This window comes from Klebsiella sp. CD33, from assembly GCF_051992865.1.
GTDB lineage: Bacteria > Pseudomonadota > Gammaproteobacteria > Enterobacterales > Enterobacteriaceae > Klebsiella > Klebsiella pneumoniae.
Window position 1 is genome coordinate 4786351 of sequence record NZ_CP197023.1, and the last position, 25310, is coordinate 4811660.

General features: G+C 57.4%; 25 protein-coding genes, 1 tRNA gene and 1 pseudogene. 18 read left to right on the top strand and 9 right to left on the bottom strand.

Annotation, left to right across the window (positions count from 1 at the left end):
* Positions 1–34 precede the first annotated feature (34 nt).
* The 9 genes and pseudogenes from cutA (at position 35) to ACR809_RS23470 (ending at position 8068) form a co-directional block, all read left to right on the top strand.
* Positions 35–358, top strand: a complete 324-nt coding sequence (gene cutA / locus ACR809_RS23430) for a divalent cation tolerance protein CutA (protein ID WP_002885422.1) — start codon at positions 35–37, stop codon at positions 356–358.
* Positions 334–2130: a protein-disulfide reductase DsbD gene (locus ACR809_RS23435; protein WP_049205622.1), complete on the top strand. Its 1797-nt coding sequence runs from the start codon at positions 334–336 to the stop codon at positions 2128–2130. Before cutA ends, ACR809_RS23435 begins: the two co-directional genes overlap by 25 nt.
* A gap of 35 nt (positions 2131–2165) precedes the next feature.
* Entirely contained in the window at positions 2166–2741 is a 576-nt protein-coding gene (locus ACR809_RS23440; protein ID WP_004218175.1) for a transcriptional regulator, read from the top strand.
* Positions 2742–2808: 67 nt separating this feature from the next.
* Positions 2809–4896, top strand: coding sequence for a DUF1176 domain-containing protein (locus ACR809_RS23445; RefSeq protein WP_032418172.1), 2088 nt, complete (start codon positions 2809–2811; stop codon positions 4894–4896).
* Positions 4897–5011: 115 nt separating this feature from the next.
* Positions 5012–5087 (top strand) — tRNA-Phe (locus tag ACR809_RS23450).
* A gap of 551 nt (positions 5088–5638) precedes the next feature.
* Positions 5639–5831 (top strand): annotated as a pseudogene (locus ACR809_RS23455) (AAA family ATPase); the annotation flags it as partial.
* Positions 5832–5956: 125 nt separating this feature from the next.
* Positions 5957–6433 carry a PAAR domain-containing protein gene (locus tag ACR809_RS23460; protein WP_032418173.1) on the top strand — a complete coding sequence of 159 codons (477 nt, stop codon included), beginning with the start codon at positions 5957–5959 and terminating at the stop codon, positions 6431–6433.
* Positions 6433–7668, top strand: a complete 1236-nt coding sequence (locus ACR809_RS23465) for a PAAR domain-containing protein (RefSeq protein ID WP_032418174.1) — start codon at positions 6433–6435, stop codon at positions 7666–7668. Before ACR809_RS23460 ends, ACR809_RS23465 begins: the two co-directional genes overlap by 1 nt.
* On the top strand, positions 7661–8068 hold the full coding sequence (locus ACR809_RS23470) for a DUF943 family protein (protein WP_032418175.1): 408 nt from the start codon (positions 7661–7663) through the stop codon (positions 8066–8068). The genes ACR809_RS23465 and ACR809_RS23470 overlap by 8 nt, the downstream gene beginning before the upstream one ends.
* Before the next feature lie 278 nt (positions 8069–8346).
* On the opposite strand, the gene ACR809_RS23475 is transcribed toward ACR809_RS23470, so the two are convergent.
* Positions 8347–9710, bottom strand: a protein-coding gene (locus tag ACR809_RS23475; RefSeq protein WP_085955203.1) for an IS3-like element ISKpn1 family transposase whose coding sequence is annotated in 2 segments (ribosomal slippage) — positions 8347–9242 and positions 9242–9710 — 1365 coding nt in all. Because the reading frame shifts where the segments join, the coding sequence is not laid out codon by codon here.
* Between the two features lie 141 nt (positions 9711–9851).
* The gene (locus ACR809_RS23480) at positions 9852–10208 is read right to left on the bottom strand and encodes a PerC family transcriptional regulator (RefSeq protein WP_305961458.1); all 357 of its coding nucleotides are present in this window, start codon (positions 10206–10208) and stop codon (positions 9852–9854) included.
* A gap of 128 nt (positions 10209–10336) precedes the next feature.
* Here ACR809_RS23480 and ACR809_RS23485 point away from each other — a divergent pair, with 128 nt between their 5' ends.
* Positions 10337–10459: a hypothetical protein gene (locus ACR809_RS23485; protein WP_004146686.1), complete on the top strand. Its 123-nt coding sequence runs from the start codon at positions 10337–10339 to the stop codon at positions 10457–10459.
* Here the strand turns inward: ACR809_RS23485 and ACR809_RS23490 are convergent.
* A complete protein-coding gene (locus ACR809_RS23490; protein ID WP_002885396.1) occupies positions 10454–11020 on the bottom strand; it encodes a helix-turn-helix transcriptional regulator in 567 nt (188 codons plus the stop codon). The genes ACR809_RS23485 and ACR809_RS23490 overlap by 6 nt on opposite strands.
* Positions 11021–11652: 632 nt before the next feature.
* Here ACR809_RS23490 and pgaA point away from each other — a divergent pair.
* The 4 genes from pgaA to pgaD are packed head-to-tail and all read left to right on the top strand — an operon-like array spanning position 11653 to position 17894.
* Entirely contained in the window at positions 11653–14100 is a 2448-nt protein-coding gene (gene pgaA / locus ACR809_RS23495) for a poly-beta-1,6 N-acetyl-D-glucosamine export porin PgaA (RefSeq protein ID WP_074177858.1), read from the top strand.
* Between the two features lie 8 nt (positions 14101–14108).
* Positions 14109–16124, top strand: coding sequence for a poly-beta-1,6-N-acetyl-D-glucosamine N-deacetylase PgaB (pgaB, locus tag ACR809_RS23500; RefSeq protein ID WP_064162164.1), 2016 nt, complete (start codon positions 14109–14111; stop codon positions 16122–16124).
* Positions 16117–17445, top strand: a complete 1329-nt coding sequence (gene pgaC, locus ACR809_RS23505; RefSeq protein ID WP_032418178.1) for a poly-beta-1,6-N-acetyl-D-glucosamine synthase — start codon at positions 16117–16119, stop codon at positions 17443–17445. Before pgaB ends, pgaC begins: the two co-directional genes overlap by 8 nt.
* A complete protein-coding gene (gene pgaD, locus ACR809_RS23510) occupies positions 17445–17894 on the top strand; it encodes a poly-beta-1,6-N-acetyl-D-glucosamine biosynthesis protein PgaD (RefSeq protein WP_004177775.1) in 450 nt (149 codons plus the stop codon). The genes pgaC and pgaD overlap by 1 nt, the downstream gene beginning before the upstream one ends.
* A gap of 45 nt (positions 17895–17939) precedes the next feature.
* On the opposite strand, the gene ACR809_RS23515 is transcribed toward pgaD, so the two are convergent.
* Complete coding sequence (locus ACR809_RS23515) at positions 17940–18725, bottom strand: DsbA family protein (RefSeq protein ID WP_032418179.1); 786 nt, start codon at positions 18723–18725, stop codon at positions 17940–17942.
* Between the two features lie 225 nt (positions 18726–18950).
* Here ACR809_RS23515 and ACR809_RS23520 point away from each other — a divergent pair, with 225 nt between their 5' ends.
* Positions 18951–19634, top strand: a complete 684-nt coding sequence (locus tag ACR809_RS23520; RefSeq protein ID WP_004221988.1) for a TerC family protein — start codon at positions 18951–18953, stop codon at positions 19632–19634.
* Here ACR809_RS23520 and ACR809_RS23525 read toward each other — a convergent pair.
* Positions 19591–19704: a hypothetical protein gene (locus ACR809_RS23525; protein ID WP_020316611.1), complete on the bottom strand. Its 114-nt coding sequence runs from the start codon at positions 19702–19704 to the stop codon at positions 19591–19593. The two genes, ACR809_RS23520 and ACR809_RS23525, sit on opposite strands and share 44 nt — an antisense overlap.
* A 75-nt stretch (positions 19705–19779) precedes the next feature.
* On the opposite strand from ACR809_RS23525, the gene cbpA reads away from it, so the two are divergent.
* From cbpA to ACR809_RS23540, 3 genes are all read left to right on the top strand, one after another.
* Positions 19780–20697 carry a curved DNA-binding protein gene (cbpA, locus tag ACR809_RS23530; protein WP_002885338.1) on the top strand — a complete coding sequence of 306 codons (918 nt, stop codon included), beginning with the start codon at positions 19780–19782 and terminating at the stop codon, positions 20695–20697.
* Complete coding sequence (gene cbpM / locus ACR809_RS23535) at positions 20697–21002, top strand: chaperone modulator CbpM (RefSeq protein ID WP_002885324.1); 306 nt, start codon at positions 20697–20699, stop codon at positions 21000–21002. Before cbpA ends, cbpM begins: the two co-directional genes overlap by 1 nt.
* Before the next feature lie 910 nt (positions 21003–21912).
* Positions 21913–22101, top strand: coding sequence for a hypothetical protein (locus tag ACR809_RS23540; protein WP_162992562.1), 189 nt, complete (start codon positions 21913–21915; stop codon positions 22099–22101).
* A 145-nt stretch (positions 22102–22246) separates the two neighbouring features.
* Here the strand turns inward: ACR809_RS23540 and ACR809_RS23545 are convergent, their stop codons facing one another.
* From ACR809_RS23545 to melB, 4 genes are all read right to left on the bottom strand, one after another.
* Positions 22247–22606: a plasmid partitioning/stability family protein gene (locus ACR809_RS23545; RefSeq protein WP_023280751.1), complete on the bottom strand. Its 360-nt coding sequence runs from the start codon at positions 22604–22606 to the stop codon at positions 22247–22249.
* A 9-nt stretch (positions 22607–22615) separates the two neighbouring features.
* Positions 22616–23572, bottom strand: a complete 957-nt coding sequence (gene parM, locus ACR809_RS23550; protein ID WP_004146678.1) for a plasmid segregation protein ParM domain-containing protein — start codon at positions 23570–23572, stop codon at positions 22616–22618.
* Between the two features lie 147 nt (positions 23573–23719).
* Positions 23720–23842, bottom strand: coding sequence for a hypothetical protein (locus ACR809_RS23555; protein ID WP_004146677.1), 123 nt, complete (start codon positions 23840–23842; stop codon positions 23720–23722).
* Between the two features lie 5 nt (positions 23843–23847).
* On the bottom strand, positions 23848–25263 hold the full coding sequence (gene melB, locus ACR809_RS23560; protein WP_019724884.1) for a melibiose:sodium transporter MelB: 1416 nt from the start codon (positions 25261–25263) through the stop codon (positions 23848–23850).
* Between the last annotated feature and the right edge of the window lie 47 nt (positions 25264–25310).

The window sequence follows — 25310 nt, forward strand, 5'->3', positions numbered from 1 at the left end:
TATAGTGCCTCTTTTCGCTGATACGAGGTTCATGATGACTACGCCTGATGCTGTTGTTGTGCTCTGTACCGCGCCGGACGAAGCGACCGCCCAGGATCTGGCGGCAAAAGCGCTGGCGGAAAAGGTGGCAGCCTGCGCCACGCTACTGCCGGGGGCTACCTCTCTGTATTACTGGGAAGGGAAACTCGAGCAGGAGTATGAAGTGCAGATGCTACTCAAAACTGACCTTGCCCATCAGCAGGCGCTGCTGGACTGCCTGAAGTCACACCATCCGTATCAAACCCCAGAACTGCTGGTTCTACCCGTCACGCATGGAGACAACGATTACCTCTCATGGCTTACCGCATCATTACGCTGATCCTGCTGCTGTGCAGCACATCAGCCACCGCCGGGTTATTCGACGCGCCGGGGCGCTCGAACTTCGTGCCTGCTGATCAAGCTTTCGCCTTTGACTTTCAGCAGCAACAGCATGACGTCAACCTGAGCTGGCAAATCAAGGATGGTTATTATCTTTATCGTCAACAGTTTACCTTCAGCGCCGCCGGGGCGACGATCGACGAACCGGCGCTGCCGGCGGGAGAGTGGCATGAAGATGAGTTTTACGGCAAAAGCGAGATCTTTCGCCAACGCCTGACCGTGCCGGTGACGGTGAAGGAGGCGGACAAAGAGGCTACTCTCACCGTCACCTGGCAGGGCTGCGCCGATGCCGGATTCTGTTATCCGCCGGAGACTAAAGTGATCCCGCTGAGCGCCGTGCGGGCGGCCTCAAACGACGCTCAGCCAACCGCCGCCGCGCCCGTGTCGTCGTTGAACCATCGCCCGGCCTTCAATCCGCCGCTGCCGGTTGAACCGCGCCCGATGGAGGAGAACGCCGTGCCGCAGGCGCCTGCCATGGCGCCGCCAGCAGACGTCCCCGCTCGTCTGCCCTTCACCGCCCTGTGGGCGCTGCTGATTGGCATTGGTATCGCCTTCACCCCCTGCGTGCTGCCGATGTACCCGCTGATTTCGGGCATCGTGCTGGGCGGAAAACAGCGGCTTTCCACCGCGCGCGCCCTGCTGCTGGCCTTTATTTACGTCCAGGGGATGGCCCTGACCTATACCGCGCTGGGGTTGGTGGTAGCCGCCGCCGGGCTGCAGTTCCAGGCGGCCCTGCAGCACCCGTATGTCCTGGTCGGCCTGTCGGCGGTGTTTATACTGCTGGCGCTCTCCATGTTCGGCCTGTTCACGCTGCAGCTGCCGTCGTCGCTGCAGACCCGGCTGACGCTGCTCAGCAATAAGCGCCAGGGCGGCTCGCCCGGCGGGGTCTTTGCGATGGGCGCTATTGCCGGGCTGATCTGCTCCCCCTGCACTACCGCGCCGCTAAGCGCCATTCTGTTGTATATCGCCCAGAGCGGTAATCTGTGGCTGGGCGGCGGCACGCTGTACCTTTACGCGCTGGGCATGGGTCTGCCGTTGATCCTTGTGACCGTGTTTGGCAATCGCCTGCTGCCGAAAAGCGGCCCGTGGATGAGCCATGTGAAAACCGCCTTCGGGTTTGTGATCCTTGCCCTGCCCGTCTTCCTGCTGGAACGCATATTCGGCGACCAGTGGGGGTTACGGCTGTGGTCAATGCTCGGTGTCGCCTTCTTCAGCTGGGCGTTTATCACCTCGCTGGGCGCTACCCGGCCGTGGATGCGGCTGGTACAGATCATTCTGCTTGCCGCCGCGCTGGTCAGCGCGCGGCCTCTGCAGGACTGGGCGTTTGGCGCCCCGGCGGCCGAGCAGCAGGCGCACCTGGCTTTCACCCGCGTCAGCTCGGTGGCCGAGCTTGACCAGGCGCTGGCGCAGGCGAAAGGTCAACCGGTGATGCTCGATCTTTACGCCGACTGGTGCGTGGCCTGCAAAGAGTTTGAAAAATACACCTTTAGTTCACCTGACGTGCAGCAGGCGCTGAAAGGCACCGTGTTATTACAGGTTGATGTGACGAAGAACAGCCCGCAAGACGTCGCGCTGCTGAAACACCTGCAGGTGCTGGGTCTGCCGACGATCCTGTTCTTCAACGCTGAGGGTCAGGAACAGCCTGAGCGGCGAGTCACCGGCTTTATGGATGCCGCGGCATTCAGCGCCCATTTGCGCGATTGGCAAGCGTGAGCGACACTTTAGGAGGAAAGATGGAGGAGAACACCGTGCTACGTGAAGACGTCCTGGCAGAAGCCATTAAGATTCTTGAAATTGAAGGTATCGCCAACACGTCGCTGGAGATGGTCGCTGAGCGCGTGTCCTGCCCGACGAGCGACCTGAAACGCTTCTGGCCTGACCGCGAAGCGCTGCTGTACGACGCGCTTCGCTATCTGAGCCAGCAGGTGGATGCCTGGCGTCGTCAGCTCCTGCTGGACGAGACCTTAAGCGCAGAGCAAAAGCTGCTGGCACGCTATGCCGCACTCACCACCTGCGTAAGCAACCAGCGGTACCCGGGCTGCCTGTTTATCGCCGCCTGCACCTTCTACCCGGATCCTCAGCACCCCATTCACCAGCTGGCGGAACAGCAGAAGCAGGCTTCGCTGGCCTACACTCACGAGCTGCTGACTCAGCTGGAGGTGGATGACCCGGAAATGGTCGCCAAGCAGATGGAGCTGATTGTCGAGGGCTGTCTGAGCCGTCTGCTGGTCAAACGTAGCCAGACGGATGTGGATACCGCCCGGCGGCTGGCTGAAGATATTCTACGCTTCGCCCAGTGCCGTATGGGCGGCGCCTTGACCTGATTCTGATATCCTAACCGCCACGTCGCGCCTATAATTTCCCCCTCACTGATTGCTGACAGGGATTGATATGCGCGCGTTCTTCTGGGCTGCCTGGCTGGGCCTCTGCTCTACGCCCCTGCTGGCGGCTCCCCTGCAAGGTTTTTCCTTTGCACAAAAAGACTGGGAGCTCGCCTGCGATAATACCGGCGCCTGCCGGGCGGCGGGTTACGGCGTCCGCATGGGTGAGGTCAGCGTGCTGTTGACCCGCAACGCGGGCAGCGAACAGCACCTCACCGCTACGGTAACCTTTGCGCAAATCGAGCACGATATCCCCGCCGACTCCACCGCCAGCCTGCTGATCGACGACCGGGATTTTGGCGCGCTGGACGCTCTCGACGACAGCCACTTTCGCCTCGACAGCGATCAGACCACCGCCCTGCTACAGGCGTTAACGAATCAGCGCAAAATCGAATTCACCCTTAACGGCCAGCACCTGCCGCTTTCCAGCGCCGGCAGCCGCGAGGTGCTGGGTAAAATGGATGCGTTTCAGCGACGCACCGGCACCGCCGATGCGCTGCTGGATAAAGGCGATGCCGGCGACGATGCCATTTTGCCAGCCACTCCCGCCCCGGAAATTATCGCCGCCCCGGTTCTCCATAACGCGCAGCCAGTGCCGTTGAGTATGCTTCAGCGCCAGAAACTGCTGCCCATCCTGACGCCGCTGCTGAACCAGCGCTGCGACGACTGGCAGAATCAGGCCATTCCGGCGGCAGATCGCCAGATCACGCTGACCGCGCTGGATAAAACCCATTCTCTGGCGCAGGCGCTCTGCTGGCGAGCGCCCTATAACGACGGTTATGCCCTGTGGCTGGTCGATAACGACCAGTTGAGCAAACCGCGACTGCTCACTACCGAGGCCTCCAGCTACGCCGACGGCGCTATCGTCTTTTTGCACAAAGAACGGGGCATGGCCGACTGCGTCACCGGCGAGACGCGCGTTTGGGATGGTAAAACCTTTACCCCCAGCCTGAAGTACAGCACCGGTATGTGTCGGGAAATCACCCCGGGTGGCACCTGGATGCTGCCGACCTTTGTCAGCCAGGTGATCCCCAGGCAGCAGAAAGAGGCGGATAACCTGGCTCTGCGCACGTTGTATAACGCAGTGTTGAAAGCGCAAAAAAGCGATCCAGAATTGTCGCTGAATAAGGTCGCCGAGCAGTTTCCGTTAACCGGCCATATTACCGACTTCACGCTCACTTACGCCGACGATACGCTGATCACGACCAGTAAACCGTCCCCGGATATCAGCGATGATGAGTGGCAGGCGTTTCTGCGCTCCTCGATTAGCGCGGATTCAGAAAACGGCAAAGTCAGCTTTACCCTTATCGACCTCGACGGCGACGGCAAACGCGACCTGATCATCGACAGCTATGTGGGCGGCACCGGGCTCTTCAGCTACACCGGGGTGCTCAAGCGAGGTGATGATGATTTTGCCGCCGTCAACGGCAGCGACAGTGATAATGGTGATGATTTCGATGCCGGGGTGCCCGGCGCCCTCTTTTCCATTAATGGCCGCGGGGCTAACCAGTGGAACCACTGGGTCAAAATCAACGGCCAGGTGTATGCCCTGTGGTACAACGGCCAGTTTGGCGAAGATAACCTCTACCTGCTACGCCCGTTCAGCACCACCAGCCAGACGCCCGCGGTGACGGTTCGCTATCGCTATACGCTGAACAGCATCCGCTCCCCGGAGAAAGACCAGCCGCTGACCCCCAGCCTGAGCGACGGCGATAAAGCTGACCTGCTGCGCTCGCTGGAGGTAATGCAGGGCAGCCTGCTGAAAGACAGACCCGCCAGCGACAACGACGCGCCGATCTGCCCCATCCCGCCGGGCACCTCCGCTGACGAGGCGGATAACTACTACAGCGGCGTCGCCGTTAACTATATCTATGAGACGGTGGCCTATATTCCGGTCTGGCTGAACGGGAAGTGTTATATCGGCACCATTTTCAGCCATCATGGCGCCTATCGCCACGGCGTGGATGCGGAAATTACCCTGAGCTCGCCGCGTGAGGACGAGGAGGTCATTGGCGATTATCTCATCTCCGGACTACGCCACGTTATCGCCATTACCAGCGGCTGGAAAACCCGCGAGGGCGATAACGGCATGCAGTGAAGTTAAGCCAAAACGCGCCTTTGAACGCAGAATTGCCGCAAAGATAAGCAATCGATAAGTAATTTAAGAAATTTGGTTGACGGGGTGGGCGGATTACGGTTTAATGCGCCCCGTTGCCCGGATAGCTCAGTCGGTAGAGCAGGGGATTGAAAATCCCCGTGTCCTTGGTTCGATTCCGAGTCCGGGCACCACTATTTAAAGAACCCGCCCAAAAGGCGGGTTTTTGCTTTTCTGCATCCGGACTCTTCATCGAACTCCGTTCGATTATTCGCCGCACAGCGGCTCACCCCTTCGGGGCCAGCGCGGCAAGCGCGCTGTTCAACGCCTGCGGCGTTAGTCCGAGTCCGGGCACCACTATTTAAAGAACCCGCCCAAAAGGCGGGTTTTTGCTTTTCTACATCCGGACTCTTCATCGAACTCCGTTCTATCACCCGCTGCCTGGCGGCGCTGCGCTTGCGCGGACCTACGCTGTTTGAACCTGTGGAGGACCCGCAGGCCGGATAAGGCATTTATGCCGCCATCCGGCACAACCGCGAGTACGGTGTCTGATGTGTATCGCCCGGCGGCGCTGCGCTTGCGCGGGCCTACGCTGTTTGAACCAGCAGAGGACTCGTAGGCCGGATAAGGCATTTATGCCGCCATCCGGCACAACCGCGGGTACGGTGTCTGATGTGTATCGCCCGGCGGCGCTGCGCTTGCACGGGCCTGGAGGACGAAGAAACGCCTGCTGGAGATCACCTAAGACCATTACGGCCAAAGCAGTACCATCGTAGTGAATCAGTTCCCAGTGGACAGCATGGACTGATGGAGATCCTGACAACGGCAGACGTAATCCTGGACAGGCTGCTGTATAAAACGCGCGCAGGGTGGTTCTGCAGGGTAAGTCGATGAGGAAAAGCTCGCTGGTAGTGGAAAGCGAGGGAAAAACAGGTTAAAAGCACTATAAAAAGTTAACGCATCCCGATTGATCGAACAGATGCGAAACACTGATCGAACTTCAATTCTAATCCATGATCGCTCAGAGCGGAATGAGCAACCAGATACACTAAAAGGATTTACCATGTCACAGCAATACACCAATGAACTGACCACTGATGTACTGGAACGGCTGCGTCAGCCGCCATTTACCGATGAGTTTCTGTCAGAACTTGAGCCACAGTCGCGTCAGTCACTCGTCGCAGAAATGGAATCAATGTTACAGCGCCCTATTCTCCATATTTTCCGGGGTGCAACGATTGGTAGCCTGACCCGTCATGGTGGCGTGATCCGTGAGACATCCGGCAAAAGTACCCTTGACGGGCATTATTCTGCGCGGGTCGGAGATAAAGTTGTGTATCCGGATGGACGTGAGGCGACCATTATTTGCGGAGCCGGTAAAGGTCGGGTGATGCAGGGGGAATCGATGGCGCTCGTGGGCAGCATGCTGGATAACGGTGATGAAATCATTTCGACACCTCAGGGGTGTCAGATGTTTGTATTCCGTGAGGGCGATGCACTGCCGGATGGCTTTTTAACTGTGCCGGGAGATAAGCACTGATGGCGCTGGAAGGCTATTTTCTTTTCCAGGGAGATCGTACCGTCTGTGGCGGTAAAATTATCACCGGTGCTGAAGACACCGAATTTTTCGGGCGATCACAGGCGCGGGAAAGCGATAAAGTGACCTGCGGAAAACATCCGGGGATCTACCGTATTTGTGGTGGCATGGGCGACATGTACGAAGTAGGCGGTGTAAACCGCCAGCTAGCAGGCTCTATCGAAAGTTACAGCTCCTGCCCGTGTCGGGCGAAATTCATTCCGCAAGATTTGGATAACACCTACGAATATAACTGCAATGCCGGGCTGGCTGCCGAACGGGAGAGGGAAGCCAGCAGGAAAAAACTGAATGAGGCGAAGGCTAAAGGGCCTGAGCCAATGCCCCTTCCGGCGCTGATTTATGCCACGCAGAGGGCAATGGATGACTACGGCGCAAAGGACATGCACCACGGTGATCTGAGCGAGGAAGCACTGAAAGAGCGCTTTGGTCTGACGGACGTCTCGGCGAAAGTGAACCCGTATACGCTGACCCTTGTCCCACCAGCGCCCGCCAGTTCGTATGGTGTATTTTATCCGGGCAGCCTGACGGGAAGTACGCCGGTCGTGGTCACCCGGGAGGAAAGTGTCCGGCTGATGTTTGATGAGTTCCGGGGACTTGCCAAGGTATTCTCCTTCCATGGCCCATATAAAAACATCATCACCGACATGATTAATCATATGCAGGGGAACAGCGGCACACCGTACAGCAGCCCATTACTGGACAGGGCGCTGAAAGAGCAGATCCTGAATGACCATTCGAGTGATAGCTCGTTGTTGGGGATTAAAAGGGCCTTGGATGATGCTGTTAGCTACGAATATGGATTTCTTCCTCTCGGTAAAAAGGACGATTTATTCGACGGAAAGGGCAACTTTAAGGAAGTTAATAAAGCTGTTCTACCTAAATTTGATCGTCAGATCGATAAGACTAACGGGCTGGTGATTACCGTCCATGATACGTGGTCGACGCATATCACGCTCGAGTCACTGGAGGTGACGGGCGACAGCTACCGGGCGAAAGTACACTACCGGGTACAGGACCACTTCGGGCTTGATGACGCGGATATCCTGAACCCTGTTTTTCATCAGGGCCGAATTTTCCGGATCTGGTTTGTGCTGCAGCGCTATGTGAAATACGGCTATAGGCCGTTCATCACCGAGATGAATGCGACCGTGGAAATCAGCGGGAGGCGGGGTGAATAAGCGACTGATAGCGGGGGTTGTAGCGGCTGCGGTAGGTGGTTATCTACTATGGCAGTATATGTCCCCGGTTGAGATTGTGGCAGTTCACGATGGAAATACGATTCTGGTCAGGCATTTTCCATACCTGAAAAGTCGTCAGATAGCCTGGTGGGAAGCCAATAAGGCCGTAATACAGGCGAAGTACGGGATTCCACACGAGGGTAAAGACGGCTTTTACCATGTATGGATTGTTGATTTTGGGAATGGATATCGCACGGAACCGGATGAAAACCTACTGTTTTCTACCGATGAGGTTTTTTGTTTTAACGACATCCCGACAGAGGATCGGTGTATTGATAGAAAGCCCCTTTTTGACGTTAGGTGGAGTAGGAATTACGGGCTTAAATATGAGTCGTATTAACGTAATTGTTAACGGCTGAACGTGACATCACAAGGATCTTCTTGAGATCCTTTTTTCATGCGTATTCTCTTGCTTTGAAAACGAAAAAACCGCTCAGCAATGAACTGACCCCATGCTCTTGCGCGGACCTACGGACGAATGTCATGGGTGGACCCAATGCCATTTGTAAGCAGGATAAGGCATTTATGCCGCCATCCGGCACAACCGCGGGTACGGCGTCTGATGTGTATCGCCCGGCGGCGCTGCTGGACTGACCCCATAAAGTTGGATGGTTCATATTAAGCGGCTCTCAGAGCCTGGGTTCGGTACTCTACCGGACTCAGACCTTTTAATTTCAGGCTTATCCGCTCGTTGTTGTAGTAATGGATATAGTCCTCTACGGCTTTTCTTAGCGCACTGACACTCCTGAACTCCCTCAGATAAAAACACTCCGATTTCAGGGTCCCGAAGAAGTTTTCCATCACTGCATTATCCAGGCAGTTTCCTTTACGCGACATACTCTGCGTCATCCCATGCGCCTTTAAACGTTCCTGATAGCTCCTCATCCTGTAATGCCAGCCCTGATCCGAGTGCAGCAGCGGAGCATCTCCCGGTCTGAGCTTCGGGAACGCACCGTCCAGCATCGTATTCACCATCTCCATCACCGGCCTTTCCGACAGGCTGTAGGCGATAACCTCCCGGTTAAACAGATCGAGAACTGACGACAGGTAAAGCTTTTTTCCCTGTACCGGGAACTCTGTCACATCTGTTACCCATTTTTCGTTGGCTTTTGACGCACCGAAGTTCCGGCTCAGGATATTGGGCGCGGCCTCGCCCGTTCTCCCTTTCCAGGCACGATATTTTTTCGCCCTTATCACAGACCGGAGTGACAGTTCTGCCATCAGCCGCTGCACTGTTTTATGGTTTATCCGCAGCCCCTGTTTTCTCAGTGCGAGCGTGATCCTGCGGTAGCCATAACGACCTTTGTGATAGTGGTATATCTTCCTGATGTTCTCTTTAAGACCCGCATACCTGTCCCCTTGCTTCAGTGCATTCATATTGTAATACCACGTGCTACGGGACATACCGGCCGCCCGCAGAAGGTCCCGCAGAGCGTGTTCATGCCTTAGTTCACTGATTATCAGGGCTTTTTGCCATTTTTTTCGCTCTGAACCAAGGCTTTCAACTTTTTTAGATAGGCATTCTCTGCCCGCAGATAACGCAGTTCGGCCCTGAGCTCTTCGGGGGAGAGTTTTTCCAGCTCTTTATCTGTCAGTGGTGGGATATTTTTTGGCTTTGTCATTTGTCCGGGCCGTCCGCATTGCATGTTTAAAAGACCTTCCGCTCCGGCATCGTTGTACACGTCGAGCCAGCGCCGGACAAGTATTTCTGCGGAGAGGTTAAACCGGGCAGCCGCTTCACGCATCGTCAGGCGGTCACTGATAACCGCCCGGACGACCACGAGTTTAAATTCATCGGAATAATGATTATTTTTTGCAGTCAGGCCTTCTGCACCGTGGAACTGCCATGCCCTGACCCAGCGACGGACAGATGTTCTTTCAATACCAAAAAGGTCGGCTGTACTCTGTTCTCCGTCTTTACCGGACAAATAATGATTAACCACAGCCAGTTTTGTTTCAGGGGAATACTTTGGTTTAGCCATAAAATTGCACCTTACTCAGTTGGGTGTCCAACTTTTGGGGTGCAGTCCATGCGCTTGCGCGGGCCTACGCTGTTTGAACCTGTGGAGGACCCGCAGGCCGGATAAGGCGAAGCCGTCAGGCAAACGTCGTGAAGAAAGGCATTACTCGGCGGCCGTTTTCCCTTTGCCGGGCAGCCTGAATGCTTCGCCATAGGGCTTCGCAATGCCCATACGATATTGAGTCTCTTTCGCCGCCTGGTGGAGGTCGGCAAACTCCTCTTTCGGCGCCGGCGGACGTTGCGCCTTTTTCAGACACTGATTGCGATGGTGACGGATCCACTCTCGGTCCTCATCGTCCAGGCAACGCTGCATCACCTCAATCCATCTGGATGCCGCCCGACGGTAGAGCCCGCATGCCTCTAGCCGCTCAGCAATACTGTCCCTTATTCTCATCCACCTCGCTCCTCTGATGCTTTCACGATATCTCATGGTATTCCGACACGTGAGTCGGAATACCATGGTAGTGTTAATTTATGACAAAACTATTCCTGTGCGGCGCAAGGAATATATTCATTATAATAATCGCTGTGCATAGCAAACCGCATTGGCGGTAAATACTTCCAAAGAGCTCCGGAATTATATGCCGAATGCCATCATCGATACCGCCGGGTATCGACGGTTGTACCTATCAATATCTATTTAATTTATTAGATTTTCGTCAACAAATACCTTGCGATAACATCCATTCTCTGTACAGCGAAGCTTCATAACGAACGTTCGGTCTGCTCCAGCAGCTTATTTCGAAAGATAAATAAGCAAGCTTCATTAAAATTATCTAACCCCAACCGCTCATAAAGCGCAGTACGCTTGCGGTAAAGGCTTTTTAGTGACGTATTGAGATTGACGGCCACCTCCTCCATGGTCATCCCCGCCATGAGTAAACGTAACATTAACTGTTCAGACAAACTTAAGCGCAGATCGTCAAACCACTCTTTGGTCAGACGCTTGCTATTCATCTCCAGAAAAAGGCCAAATAATGTCGCCATATCCGCGGGTGATAATGACATGTTTAAAAACGATTTCAGGCTCAGTAAATGCTCTTCCCGATGGCGCATATCGAGGACGATACAACATATTCGCTTTCTGGATTTCGCCGCTGCCAGCACGAGATAATCGTAATGGCAAAGCGGCGAGCGGCTATCAACCAGCAGAGAGACTTCATCAACCTCATTATCTAAAATCGCTTTTCCGCTAGAATCTAACTGAATGATATCAGGAAAAAAATTCTTAACACCTTGAAAAAGATAGTAATCCTGGGTAACCAATATCATTAAAGTTGCCACAAATCGTCCCTTTAACATTTAATCAACAAATTCTCGTCAACCAGACGTTTTCCCTCCCCCTATGGAACGCTTCGCATGGCGGTGAAAATAACGAGACCTGTGATTTATCATTAGCGCGGCATCTGAATCTGGCTGTGAAAACCCTCCTTGCGTTCTGACAGGAAATAAACAGATTGATTATAAATAAAAAAATCCACAGAAAAGATGCTTTTTTTGCTATTGAGAATTTTTGTCAGAAATCATCTTAAATATTGCCTAAAAAACTCTAATCCCAACTAAATATAAGTCACACCGCCATTTTGAAACAAAATTCCACCTGACTTTCTTTTTTATTTATATCAGTAGGTTAAAGAAATCAACTTGAACACTTCCGCTCGAATGAAGTCGATTTTACAGAATTATCTTAAAACGCAGACCATAATTTATCCATATTTATCGGTTGCCGTATCGGGTATAAATTACCCATTCATTTATCTACAGGAGATATGTTTATTAGTTTGCAATAGGTCATTCACCTGCAGTGCCAGTCAGCTAAATGGGACCATCCTCATCCTTTAACTCACCGTCAAAGGACGGTCGTGTTGTGCAATGGATTCTTGATGAACATATGGCAAATAGAAATGGAAAGATCACCTTATTCAAATACGTTATTGTTTAATCGCAACACGAAACTCTCGCTATCAATCGGCTTGCTTTTGCTCTTCCCGGCGCTGGTTCAGGGAGCGGATTCGCTCTATGACCAGCAAATCTTGCAAGCGCGCCAAGGCCAGTACGCCCCCTTTCTCAGTTACCTTCAGCAGTACCAGCTGCGGCATGCCTTAACCCCTTCTCAGGTGGCGGACTGGCTGCAGGTGGCCCTCTGGGCCGGTCAGGACGATGAAGTGGTGAAAGTCTGGCGACGCTACCAGGTCTATATGCCGCTTCCCGCACGGGGCACCGCCGCCGCGGCGCAGGCCCTGCGCAACCAGAAGCAGTGGCAAACCTCGCTCACCCTCTGGCAGCAGGCGCTCAGCCAGGCCCCTGGCAGCGACGACTATCGTATCGGCTATATCAAAACGCTCGCCGATGCCCGCAAGGACGGCGAGGCGCTCAGCGAAGCGCGTCGCCTGGTGGCGGAGCAGGCGAGCGTTGCGCACCTGCAGACGCTCTCCTATGTCTACCTGCGGCTGGGCAAAAGCTGGGACCAGCTATTGGTGGACACGCAGATCCTCGATCGTGATCCGCAAAACAAAACCGCGCTGGCCAGCCTGATGGCGACCCTGACCCGCAACCGGATTGATTCCCCTGCTCTCGGCCTGGCGAATAGCGTCGAACTGACGCCTGCGGAAAAGCGTAACTTGCAGTTGAACGCCGCCGCCGAACTGGTGCGCCTTGCCGATACCCCTTCCCGCGAAGAAAAGGCGCGTTACGCGCTGGCCCGCACGGCGCTCACGCAGTATGACGCGATGATCGCCGCCTGGCACCCCGACCCACAGGCTGCGCCCGACATCATCCGGGCGCGTATTGATCGTCTGGGCGCGCTGTACGCCAGCGCCGAGTACGCGCAGGTCATCCGCGAATACCAAAGCCTGATCGCCCAGCAGCGGGCCGTTCCCGACTGGGCCATCGGCTGGGTCATCTCCTCTTTTATCGCCCTTAAGCAAATTGAGCCTGCGCTGACGCTTATCCACCAGCATCCTTCGTGGCTGACAAGCCAACAGAATGAGGAACACGAGCTTTTCTACGCTCTGCTGGACACCGGTCAGTACCCGGCGGCGCAACGGTATGTCGCCCGCCTCACCAGGAATGCGCCCTACATCCGTCGTCTCTACGGCTCGCCAACGCCGCAGCCGAACGACGACTGGCTCACCGCACAGTCGCTTAACGTGCACTATTTAGCGGCTACCAACGACCTGCCGCAGGCCGAAGCCCGAATGCAGCGCCTGGCGGCGACGGCCCCTGGAAACCAGGGCCTGCAGATAGACTATGCCGCCCTTCTGCAGGAGAGAGGATTGCCACGGGCAGCCGAACGCCAGCTAAAAGCGGCGGAATCTCTGGAACCCGCCAGCCTGCAGCTGGAGCGCCAGCAGGCCTGGGTCGCCCTCGATCTGCAGGAGTGGCGGCAAATGGATCTGCTGACTGACGACGTCGTCGCCCGCTCGCCACGGGATCTGAACACCCAGCGCCTGGCCAGAGCGCGCGAGATCCATCATCTCTCCGAGCTGCGCCTGAGCGTTGGCAAAGGGCTGCATTCCGACAACCCGGTGAGCGGCACGCACGACCTCAGTTTTGAGACGGCGATCTACAGCCCGCCGCTAGCCGACAGCTGGCGGTTGTTCGGCGGGCACCGCTTCGCTGAAGGCAATTTTGAAGAGGGGAAAGGCAGCCGTCGCCAGCTGTTTGCCGGTATTGAATGGCGTCCGCGCGACTACTGGGGCGAGCTTGAGCTCTCCAGCGTCAATTTTCACGGCGAGAACAAGCCCGGCGTCCGCCTTTCCGCCGCCCATGACGTTAGCGATCGCTGGCAGCTGGGCGGCGAACTGGAGCGGATTTCGCAGCAGACGCCGCTGCGCGCGTTACGCAACGGCGTCAGCGCCAACCGCGGCGAAGGCTGGCTGCGCTGGTCTCCAAACGAACGCCGGGAGTACCGCGTCAGCGCGGCCGCCAGCCGGTTTACCGATCGCAACCGCCGCCAGGAGTACACCCTCTCCGGTAAAGAACGCCTCTGGCAAACCCCATGGTTAACGCTGGATTTGCAGCCCGGTCTGTCGGCCAGCGCCAATAGCCGCACCGACACCGCCTACTACAGTCCGGCACGGGACCTCGCTGCCACCGCGGCGCTGGCCGTCGATCACACGCTTTACCAGCGCTATGACACCGTCTGGAGCCAGCAGCTGCTCGCCGGCGGCGGCAGCTACTGGCAAAAAAATCACGCCGCCGGGGCGATCACGGTGCTGGGTTACGGGCAGCGCCTGCGCTGGAACAACGTCGTCGACACCGGGGTGATGCTGAACTGGGATAAGCGCCCCTACGACGGCAAACGTGAAAACAACCTCGCCATCACTCTTGATGCAAATATACGGTTTTAAGGATGACCATGCTGAACACGACCCTGCGCAACGGCCTGATGCTTCTCATCTGGCTGTGCCTTATCTTCAGCGTGCGTGCTGAGGAAGTCCCCTTCCTCGCCCCGCAGCAGCGCCCCCAACTGGAGGCCAATCAACCCTGGCCGGCGGATCGCTTTTTGGTGCTGGCCTACCATGACGTCGAAGACGATGCCGCCGACCAGCGTTATCTTTCGGTGCGCACCAGCGCACTCAATGAGCAGATCGCCTGGTTGCTGCATAACGGCTACCATGCGATTAGCGTTCAGGACATTCTCGATGCACATTATGGCTTAAAGTCGCTGCCGCCCAAGGCTTTTCTCCTCAGTTTTGACGATGGTTACAGCAGCTTTTACACCCGCGTATGGCCGCTGCTTAAAGCCTGGAACGTCCCGGCGCTGTGGGCGCCGGTGGGCAGCTGGGTGGACACTCCCGCTGGTCAGCCCGTTAATTTTGGCGGCCTGATGACGCCGCGCGAGCGCTTCGCTACCTGGGAGATGGTGCGCGAGCTCAGCCGCTCGCCGCTGGTGGAGATCGGCGCGCACACCTGGGCCTCGCACTACGGTCTACCGGCCAATCCGCAGGGCAGCCGCGAGCCTGCCGCCGCCAACCGCGGCTGGGATAAAACCACCGGCCGCTATGAAAGCGACGCGCAGTTTACCCGGCGAATGACCGATGACGTGCAGAAAGTGACGGCGAAAATCCATGAGGTTGCCGGGAAAACGCCGCGCGCCTGGGTGTGGCCCTACGGCGCCGCCAGCGGCAGCACCCTGGCCATCGCCAAACAGCAAGGGTATCAGCTGGCGTTTACGCTGAACGACGGCCTGGGCAACGTGAAGGATCTGGACAATATTCCACGCCTGCTGATCGCCGGTAACCCGTCGCTCAAGGCCTTTGCCAGCGCCGTGACCCAAATTCAGGAAGCCGATCCTGTTCGGGTGATGCATGTGGATCTGGACTATGTCTATGACCCCAATCCCGTCCAGCAGGCAAAGAATATCGATAAGCTGGTGCAGCGCGTCTATGACATGAAAATCAGCCACGTCTTTCTGCAGGCCTTCTCCGACCCGCAGGGCGACGGCACGGTCAAGTCGCTCTATTTCCCCAACCGCTGGCTGCCGATGCGCGCCGACCTGTTTAACTTCGTCTCCTGGCAGTTGCAGACCCGCGGCAATGTGAAGGTTTATGCCTGGATGCCGGTGCTGGCCTTCGATCTTGCCTCAGATCTGCCGCGCGTTCAGCGCTGGGATCCGCAAACCGGGAAGGCGTTACTTGCCCGCCAGCCGTACGTCCGTCTGTCGCCCTGGGATCCCCGGGTTCGCCAGCAGATCACCGACATCTACGAAGATCTGGCCCGACACGCCAGCTTCAGCGGGATCCTGTTTCACGACGACGCCGTGCTGACCGATTTTGAAGACGTGAGCCCGGAGGCGGTCGCCGCCTGGCGGCAGACGGGTATGGCGCACGATGCCGCCCCAGTGCCCCAACGTCCGCAAGAGCGCCAGGCATGGATGCGTTTCAAAAGCCAAACCCTGACCCGCTTCACTCTGGATCTACGCCAGGCAGTGCAGGACATCCGCGGCCCGCAGGTGAAAACGGCGCGTAATCTCTTCGCCCTGCCGATCCTGGAGCCGCAAAGCGAAGCCTGGTTTGCGCAGAATCTGGATGACTTCCTTGCCGCCTATGACTGGACGGTCCCCATGGCGATGCCGCTGATGGAGTCCGTGCCGATCGACGCCAGCCAGGCCTGGCTGACGCGGCTGGTGCAGGCCGTCGCCCGCCACCCGGGTGCGCTGAAGAAAACCATCTTTGAACTGCAGGCCAGAGACTGGAATCGACGCCAGCAAAACGCCATTCCCGACCAGCAGCTGGTGGACTGGATGCGTTTGCTGCGGCTGAACGGCGTCAAAAACTACGGCTACTACCCTGACGATTTTATTAACAACCAGCCTGATATCTCTCGTATCAGGCCGCAATTTTCTTCCTGGTGGTACCCTGACCATGACTGATCGCATTATCGCATTGTGCATTTTATGCCTCGTATTCGGGCTGCCGTTAGGTGTCGCAGCGGTATTTACCGGCGAGCTTATCCTCGACTTTGTCTTTTTCTGGCCGCTGTTTATGTCAGTGTTGTGGATCACCGGGGGTCTCTACTTTTGGTTTCAGCTGGAACGTCACTGGCCGTGGGGGGAGGATACCCCGCCGCCGACGCTGCCGGGCAATCCACTGATCTCGATCCTGATCCCCTGCTTTAACGAGGAGAAAAACGCCCGGGAAACCATCAGCGCAGCGCTGGCCCAGCGTTACGCCAATCTTGAAGTGATCGCGATTAACGACGGCTCTTCGGACAACACCGCCCAGGTGCTCCAGCAGCTGGCGCAGGAAGAGCCGAGGCTGCGGGTGATCCATCTGGCCGCCAATCAGGGAAAAGCGGTGGCGCTCAAAGCGGGCGCCGCCGCCGCCCGCGGCGATCTGCTGGTCTGCATCGATGGCGACGCCCTGCTGGACCGGGATACCGCGGCCTGGCTAGTCGCGCCGTTGATCCATTATCCGCACGTCGGGGCGGTCACCGGCAATCCGCGGATCCGCACCCGATCCACGCTGATCGGCCGCATTCAGGTTGGGGAGTTCTCGTCGATCATTGGGCTTATCAAACGGACGCAGCGGATCTATGGCCGGGTCTTTACCGTCTCCGGCGTAATCGCCGCCTTCCGGCGCCAGGCGCTGGCGGACGTCGGCTACTGGAGCCCGGATATGATCACTGAAGATATTGATATCAGCTGGAAGCTTCAGCTCCGCCACTGGGACATCTTTTTCGAGCCGCGAGCGCTGTGCTGGATCCTGATGCCGGAGACCCTCAAAGGGTTATGGAAGCAGCGTCTGCGCTGGGCCCAGGGCGGCGCCGAAGTCTTTCTGGTCAATCTGCGCCGCCTGTTTCACTGGCAGCATCACCGGATGTGGCTGCTGTTTCTGGAGTATGCCTGCTCCACGCTGTGGGCCTTTGCCTATGCGATCACCATTCTGCTGTTTATCCTCAGCCGCCTGATGCCGCTGCCTGACAATCTGGCGGTGCATAGCCTGTTTCCACCGGAATTCACCGGCATGCTGCTCGGCCTGATGTGCCTGCTGCAGTTCGTCGCCAGCCTGTATATCGAGCGGCGCTATGAGAAAAAGGTCGCCAAATCGCTGTTCTGGGTGATCTGGTTCCCGATGGTCTACTGGATGATCGGCCTGCTGACCACGCTGGTCGCTTTTCCGAAAGTGATGGTGAAACGTCAACGTTCCCGCGCGCGCTGGGTGAGTCCGGACCGGGGAAAAGGAAGCCTGTGATGAATGAAAATACGCTCATCTTAACCGAACATCGGGTGCTGCCCCGGCTGGTCGACGCCGGCTTAACGCTGCTGGCCTGGCTCGGTTTTCTGTTCTTTCTGTACGCCAATTTGCTGATGCAGTTCATCGCGCCGCCCTCTCCGCGCTGGGAATCGCTGATGGACTCCCTGAATACGGCGCTGGTGTATCTGCTGATTGCCGCGCTGAACGGCTGGCTGTTGATCCTCTGGTATCACTACAACCGGCGCCGCGCCCGTACCCGGCGTCATACCGCGGTGCTCGCTCTGCGCGACGATGAGCTGGCGAGCAGCTTTAACGTCGCGCCGCAGATTATCTCGGAGATGAGCCGCTATAATTTGCTCACCGTTTACCACGATCAAATCGGGCAGATTATTGATTTAAAAAGCCACGCGTTACCGCCGCCGCAGGAAGAGAGCGATGACGCATGAGAGCAAGGCCGCCGTCGGCGGCCTGGACAGGTAATATGCCGGGGATTAGCCGCCGGCTTTTTTGATGGCGGCTTCCAGCGAGGCTTTGTCTGCCAGCCCCGGGAAGACGGTGATGCTGGCTTCCGTGGCGCCGGTGGTCGGCATCACGATCACGCCCGGCGTGCCGCTCAGACCAATCTCCTGCGCCAGATCGTTTATGCTCTGCAGCACCGGTTCGACGTCGGCGGCCTTCTTCGTATCGAAGCCGGCTTTCTTCGCCTGCTGCTGGATATCCGCCGTCGTCAGCTTGCCTTCGTTATGGCCGGTAGCGTAAATCCCGTTATGGTAGGCCAGATAGGCATCCGCCCCTTTCTGCTGATAGATCTGCAGGCCGGTTTTTGCCGCCTCCAGCGAGCTTTCCCAGCGGCCGCCGAAAATCGGCCACTCTTTGAAGGCGAAGCGGGTCTGCGGGTGCGCTTTAATCACCTGCTCCATCACCGGCGCCAGACGGCTGCAGTAGACGCACTGGTAGTCGAAGAATTCGATCACCGTGACTTTGCCGTTGGCCGGGCCGTAGGTCGGGGTATTTTTATCCTGGGTCAACACGGCGGCGTTCTTCAGCACCGCCTGAGTGGCCGCGCTGGCCTGCTGCTCAGCCTGAATTTGCTGCAGTTTCTGGCTCGCCTGCAGCAGGACTTCCGGGTGGGCGACCAGATAGTCGGCGGCGATTTTGCCGATTTTCGCCTCCTGTTCCGGGGTGAAAGTCGCCGGCGCGTCAGCGGCAGAGGCCATCGCCGGCAGTAAGACAGCGCTCAGCAGGGCGACAGAGAGGTATTTCTTGTGGCCAGACATAGTGGGGATCCTTGCGATAAGTGAACGGCAGGTGAGTCTGGGTGACAAAATATCACCCTTTTTCGCCGAAGCCTTGCCCAACGGCGCCTTGATTCGTAACTTTATTTTTCAGGCTCTCTCTTTCCCGCGCGATAGCGCAGGTCTGCGCCAGTGGTCAACGCGGCCCAGGCGGAGTACCCTGCGCAGCGGTTTTTCTTGCTCTTTTTTCAGGTGGTTTCTCTCGATATGTATGCATTTCTTCAACAATGGGACATGGCAGTGATTATGCTGCAGATTGTCGCCATCGACTTACTGCTGGGTGGCGACAATGCCGTGGTGATCGCCATGGCCTGCCGCAAACTGCCGCCGCAGAAACGCACCAAAGCGATCATCATCGGTACCGTGGGCGCCATCCTGGCGCGCGTTCTGCTGCTGGCGATCGCTTTGTATCTCCTGTCGCTGCCGTGGCTGAAAATAGTCGGCGCCCTGCTCCTGCTGTGGATTGGTATCAAGCTGGTCAGGAATGAGGAAGAAGAGAGCGAGGTTAGCAGCTCTGGCAGCCTGTGGCGCACCGCGATCACCATCACTGTTGCCGATGTGATTATGTCGCTGGATAACGTACTGGCGGTAGCTGCTGCGGGGAAAGGGCACATTGCGCTGGTCGCCCTCGGCGTGGCGATCAGCATTCCGGTTATTGTCGCCGGCAGCAAGCTGGTGCTGGTCCTGCTCACCCGCTTTCCCGCGGTGGTGCTGCTGGGCGGGATGCTCATCGGCTGGATTGCCGGGTCAATGCTGGTCAGCGACCCTACCATTCGCCAGCTGTTTCCCAGCGCCGGCGAGGGCACCGCGCGCCTGGCTGGCGCCGTCGGCGCGCTGCTGGTGCTATTCACCGGATGGCGCCGCCGCCCACGGCCGCAGGCGAAAGACTAATCTTATCCACGGCGCCGTCTACCCCGACGGCGTCAAGTTTCCGCCACTTTTCTTCCCCGTCAGGGCGCATTTGCCCTACGCTTTATACTGACGCCTGTTCCAGGGAATATGTAACCACCGCACTGAGCATAGATGAGATAAAATCATGGAATTGAAGGATTATTATGCCATTCTCGGGGTGCAACCAACCGACGATCTGAAAACCATCAAGACCGCCTACCGCCGCCTGGCGCGCAAATATCACCCCGACGTCAGTAAAGAAAACGATGCCGAAGCCAAATTTAAGGATCTCGCCGAAGCCTGGGAAGTCCTGAAAGATGAGCAACGGCGCGCCGAATACGATCAGCTCTGGCAGCATCGCAACGATCCCGGCTTCGGTCGCCAGCGACAGACCCACGAGCAGAGCTACAGTCAGCAAGATTTCGACGACATCTTCTCCTCCATGTTTGGCCAGCAGGCGCATCAGCGTCGTCGTCAACACGCGGCGCGCGGCCACGATCTGGAGATCGAAGTGGCGGTGTTCCTTGAAGAGACGCTGGCCGAGCAGACGCGCACCATCAGCTATAACCTGCCGGTGTACAACGTGTTTGGCATGATCGAAAGCGAAACGCCGAAAACGCTGAATGTGAAGATCCCCGCCGGGGTAGTCGATGGTCAGCGTATCCGCCTAAAAGGCCAGGGGACGCCGGGGGAGAATGGCGGCCCGAACGGCGATCTGTGGCTGGTTATCCACATCGCCCCGCATCCGCTATTCGATATTGTCGGTCATAACCTGGAGATCGTCCTGCCGCTGGCGCCATGGGAGGCCGCGCTGGGCGCGAAAGTGACGGTGCCCACCCTGAAAGAGAGCATTCTGCTGACGGTGCCGCCGGGCAGTCAGGCAGGGCAGCGACTGCGTATCAAAGGGAAAGGACTCGTGAGCAAAACCCACACCGGCGATTTGTTCGCCGTTATTAAAATAGTGATGCCGCCAAAACCAGATGAAAAAGCGCGTGAGCTCTGGCAACAATTGGCCGCCGCCGAAGCCAGCTTCGATCCGCGTAAGACATGGGGGAAAGCCTGATGGCTACAGTAACAGTGACGTTTACCATTACCGAATTGTGCCTGCGTACCGGGGTGTCGGAAGAGGAGCTGACGGAGATCGTCGGCTTAGGGATGATTGAGCCACACCAGCCGCAGGCGGACACCTGGCTGTTCGACGACAGCGCGGTGACGATCGTGCATCGCGCGGTACGCCTGCGTAACGAGCTGGAGCTGGACTGGCCGGGAATTGCGGTGGCGCTGACCCTGCTGGATGAGAACGCGCGGCTGACCCGCGAAAATCGCCTGCTGCAGCAGCGCCTGGCGCGCTTCCTCGCCCACGGATAGGGGCGACATCCCGGGTCGTGGCGTTCCGTCTTCGCGCCGGGTGGCGGCTACGCCTTACCCGGCCTACAAACGGCACTGGGCCCACCATTGCACTGGATCCGTAGGCCCGCGCGAGCGTAGCGCCGCCGGGCATGGCCCCAGCCAGGGAGCCGCCTGTATGCCGGGTGGCGGCTACGCCTTACCCGGCCTACAAATGGTACTGGACCCACCATTACACTGGATCCGTAGGCCCGCGCAAGCGTAGCGCCGCCGGGCATGACCCCAGCCAGGGAGCCGCCTGTTTGCCGAATGGCGGCTACGCCATACCCGGCCTACAAATGACATCGAGCCCACCCATTGCACTGGATCCGTAGGCCCGCGCAAGCGTAGCGCCGCCGGGCATGGCCACAGCCAGGGAGCCGCCTGTATGCCGGGTGGCGGCTACACCTTACCCGGCCTACAAACGGCACAGTGCCCACCATTGCACTGGATCCGTAGGCCCGCGCAAGCGTAGCGCCGCCGGGCATGGCCCCAGCCAGGGAGCCGCCTGTTTGCCGAATGGCGGCTACGCCATACCCGGCATACAAACGGCACTGGAGCCCACCATTGAACTGGATCCGTAGGCCCGCGCAAGCGTAGCGCCGCCGGGCATGGCCCCAGCCAGGGAGCCGCCTGTATGCCGGGTGGCGGCTACACCTTACCCGGCCTACAAACGGCACAGTGCCCACCATTGCACTGGATCCGTAGGCCCGCGCAAGCGTAGCGCCGCCGGGCATGGCCCCAGCCAGGGAGCCGCCTGTATGCCGGGTGGCGGCTACGCCTTACCCGGCCTACAAATGGCACTGGGCCCACCATTGCACTGGATCCGTAGGCCCGCGCAAGCGTAGCGCCGCCGGGCATGGCCCCAGCCAGGGAGCCGCCTGTATGCCGGGTGGCGGCTACGCCTTACCCGGCCTACAAATGGCACTGGACCCACCATTGCACTGGATCCGTAGGCCCGCGCAAGCGTAGCGCCGCCGGGCATGGCTACAGCCAGGGAGCCGCCTGTATGCCGGGTGGCGGCTACGCCTTACCCGGCCTACAAACGGCACTGGAGCCCACCATTGAACTGGATCCGTAGGCCCGCGCAAGCGTAGCGCCGCCGGGCATGGCCCCAGCCAGGGAGCCGTCTGTATGCCGAATGGCGGCTACGCCATACCCGGCATACAAACTAAGCGCAGCGCAAGCCGGGGAGTTTCCCGGGTCGCGCAAACCGGGAATAGCGCTTAATCCGGTAACGAACCGGCGAGATTACGCGCGGAGACGCTCTCGCTCACCGGCGCGGGCGGCTCCGGCGCCTTAGCCGGGGCGGCTGCCGGGGCGGGAGAGGCCGGCTGGATCTCAAGGAACGAGGCCAGCATCTTACGCAGCGTTTCCGGTTTAGTATCTTCCGCCAGCAACGCCGCCAGCATCGACGGCAAGCGGCTATCGACTTCCCCTAACGCCAGCCCCGCCAGCAGCGCGGTACGCGACATATCGCCGCGGTCGCCACGGTGATGGGCCTCAATTTTTGCGTCCGCGAAGCGCTCGCTGGCGCTGATATCCGGGCGCAGGTAAATCAGCACTTTTCTGCGATCCAGAGTCATAGACGCTCCTTAACCAATAATTTTCAGACCACGCACCAGGGCAAACTGCGGCTCTTCAGCCACCACGAAACGATCCTCGCGCAGACCCATCCGTTCACGAATGGCGTCGGCAACCAGCGGCGCGCCGCCGCCAATGACGATCGCGTGCGAATAGCCTTTAAAGCTATCGATGGCCGTCAGGACACGCGTGGTCAGACGTTCGATACTGTTATTGATCACCTTCTTCACCTCAGAAACCGCATCCGGATCGTTGATGTTGTCGGTCAGGTATTCTTCGTCGTGGCGGTTGATGATTATCTGGTCGACGTTATAGCTGGAGGTGTCGGTATTCGCCCGGGCCAGCGCCAGCTTAACGGCGTCGGTCACCAGCGATACGCCCAGCTTCGGGTCGCCGTAAATGCGCGAAACCGAGGTCATCTGCCCGGCGACCATTGAAATATCCAGCGTGGTGCCGCCAAGGTCGATAATCAGCACCGAATGCGACGGTTTCAGCTCATCACACAGGCTAATGCCCGCCGGAATCGATTCCGGGCGCACGGTAACTTTAGTGATATTGAACACCACGCCTTTATTCAGTTTAACGTCGCGCAGCAGGCTCTTTTTCTTGCGCTCAATATTGTCGAGGCGATATTGCGCATCTTCATCATAAAATTCGGTCAGCGGCAGGGTGACCACAATTTCAACATCCTGTGGCTCAAGACCGCTGGTCAGCAGCGCGTGATGGACAGCGATGGAGTTCAACGGGCTGTATTGCCAGTCAATGTTATTGGTTGGGAGCGCATCGGGAGTGATCAGGTCGAATGAGTACTTTTCATCATCCACCGTGTAGTTAAAAGGCTTCCCCGAACCGAAGGTGGCAGACCAGCCGCGTTTAAAACTGTTGGGGCTGATATGGGTGAAAGTTTCGCCATCTTGCTCCCACAGCATTTTGATATTGGTTGAACCATCATCGATAAAAATGCGCATTGCATTGCTCCATCACTGAGACAAATAAGAGAAAAATGTAAGACCCAAAAAGAGTAGCAAGAGTTAAAAAGCAGCGCAAGAGCACGAAAAAGAGACAATTCTGAGTTTTATTTGAGAACAATCGGAGAAACAAACAGTCCAGAACACTCAAAAAGAGAAATAATTGAGATAAAATAGAGAACTACAGTTTTCTCTTTCTGTCTTTTTAAGACACTGTTTTTTGCTCAAAAAGAGAGCATCCCTCCCCTCTTTCGTCAGCGGTTTTCGCACGCTTTTTACACCTGATTGGGTACCACAATCGGCCGTTCCGGCTCGACGTCATTTTCCGGTACCCGGCGATATTTATCCAGCAGGTGAATCTGAATCCGTCGCAGCATATCGCCATTCAGTTTGTAATAACGGAAATAGAGAAACAGCGTCAGAGCAAAAAAGAGCGTCGGCAGCGCAATCATAATCGCCTGCATCCCCAGCAGCGTGTGGGACGACTGCACAACATTCGGCACGTAACCGATGATACCGAGCACGATAGCGATAAACCAGGCCGCAAACGCCGAACCGGCTTTGACTACCAGCGTTTGAACGGAATAGGCGATGCTTTCGCAGCGGATATTCATCGTATATTCGCCATAGTCGACGGTATCGGCCACCATAATAACCTGCAGCACCCAGAACAGCGCGGTGCCGATATTCAACAGCACCCCGGCCAGCGAAATCAGCGCGATGTTGTAAACGCCGCCCAGCGCCATCAGCAACAGCACGCCGCAGCCCAGCACCGGCATGATCGAAGCACCCGCCCACAGAATGCGCCGCGATAGCCCTTTTACCAGTCGTGGGAACAGGATCAGCGTCAGCAAATTCGCCGCCCCGGCGTAGGACATGTAATACGGGAACATCTCCGCGCTGCCAATCACGTAGGTAAAGTAGTAAATCGCAAAGCCAGCGATAATGTTCGCCGCCGTGTTATAGGCCAGCGCCATGCCTAACAGGCAGGCCAGCTGATCGTTTTTATAGATCAGCGCCACCATCTGGCGCAGTGAGAGGTGGCTGGAGTCTTCGCTCACACCACTGTCGGAGGAGTAAACCTCATGCACGTTGCGCAGGGTGACGAGGGTGGAAACGACGAAGAAGGCGATCAGCACCAGAGTGAACATCTGAAAACCGAAACCGCGATCGGCGCCGCCGACGGCGTTGACGAACGGCAGCGTGACGCCGGCCGTGACAAATCCCGCCAGACTGGCGAAAAAGCGCGGGTAAGGCACCAGCTGCTCGCGTTCGCGTTTATCGAGGGTAATGGTCGGCACCAACGACCAGAACGGCACATCCATGATGGTGTAAGTGAAGCCCCACAGCAGGTAGGTTAGCCACACCCACGCCAGCAGCGCCCCGCCGCTGAAATGGTGGGCGCTGAACAGCATATACAGCACCACCGAGTTGGTTATCGTGCCGATCAGGATCCACGGTTTGAACTTTCCCCATCGCGACCGCGTACAGTTAACGATCCATCCCATAATCGGATCGGCTATCGCATCGAGGATCCTTGCCACCAGGAACAAGGTGCCAACCACCCCGACCGATAAGCCAACAATATCGGTGTAGTAATACATCAGGTACATGTAGACGATACCGATAGCGAAATCTTTACCAAAGGCACCAAATCCGTAGCTGAGCTTTGTTGTCATTGAAATACTCATAGGGTCCAGGTCGCTGTCGCCAGCGCCTCCTTTAGCGTTTGATAGAG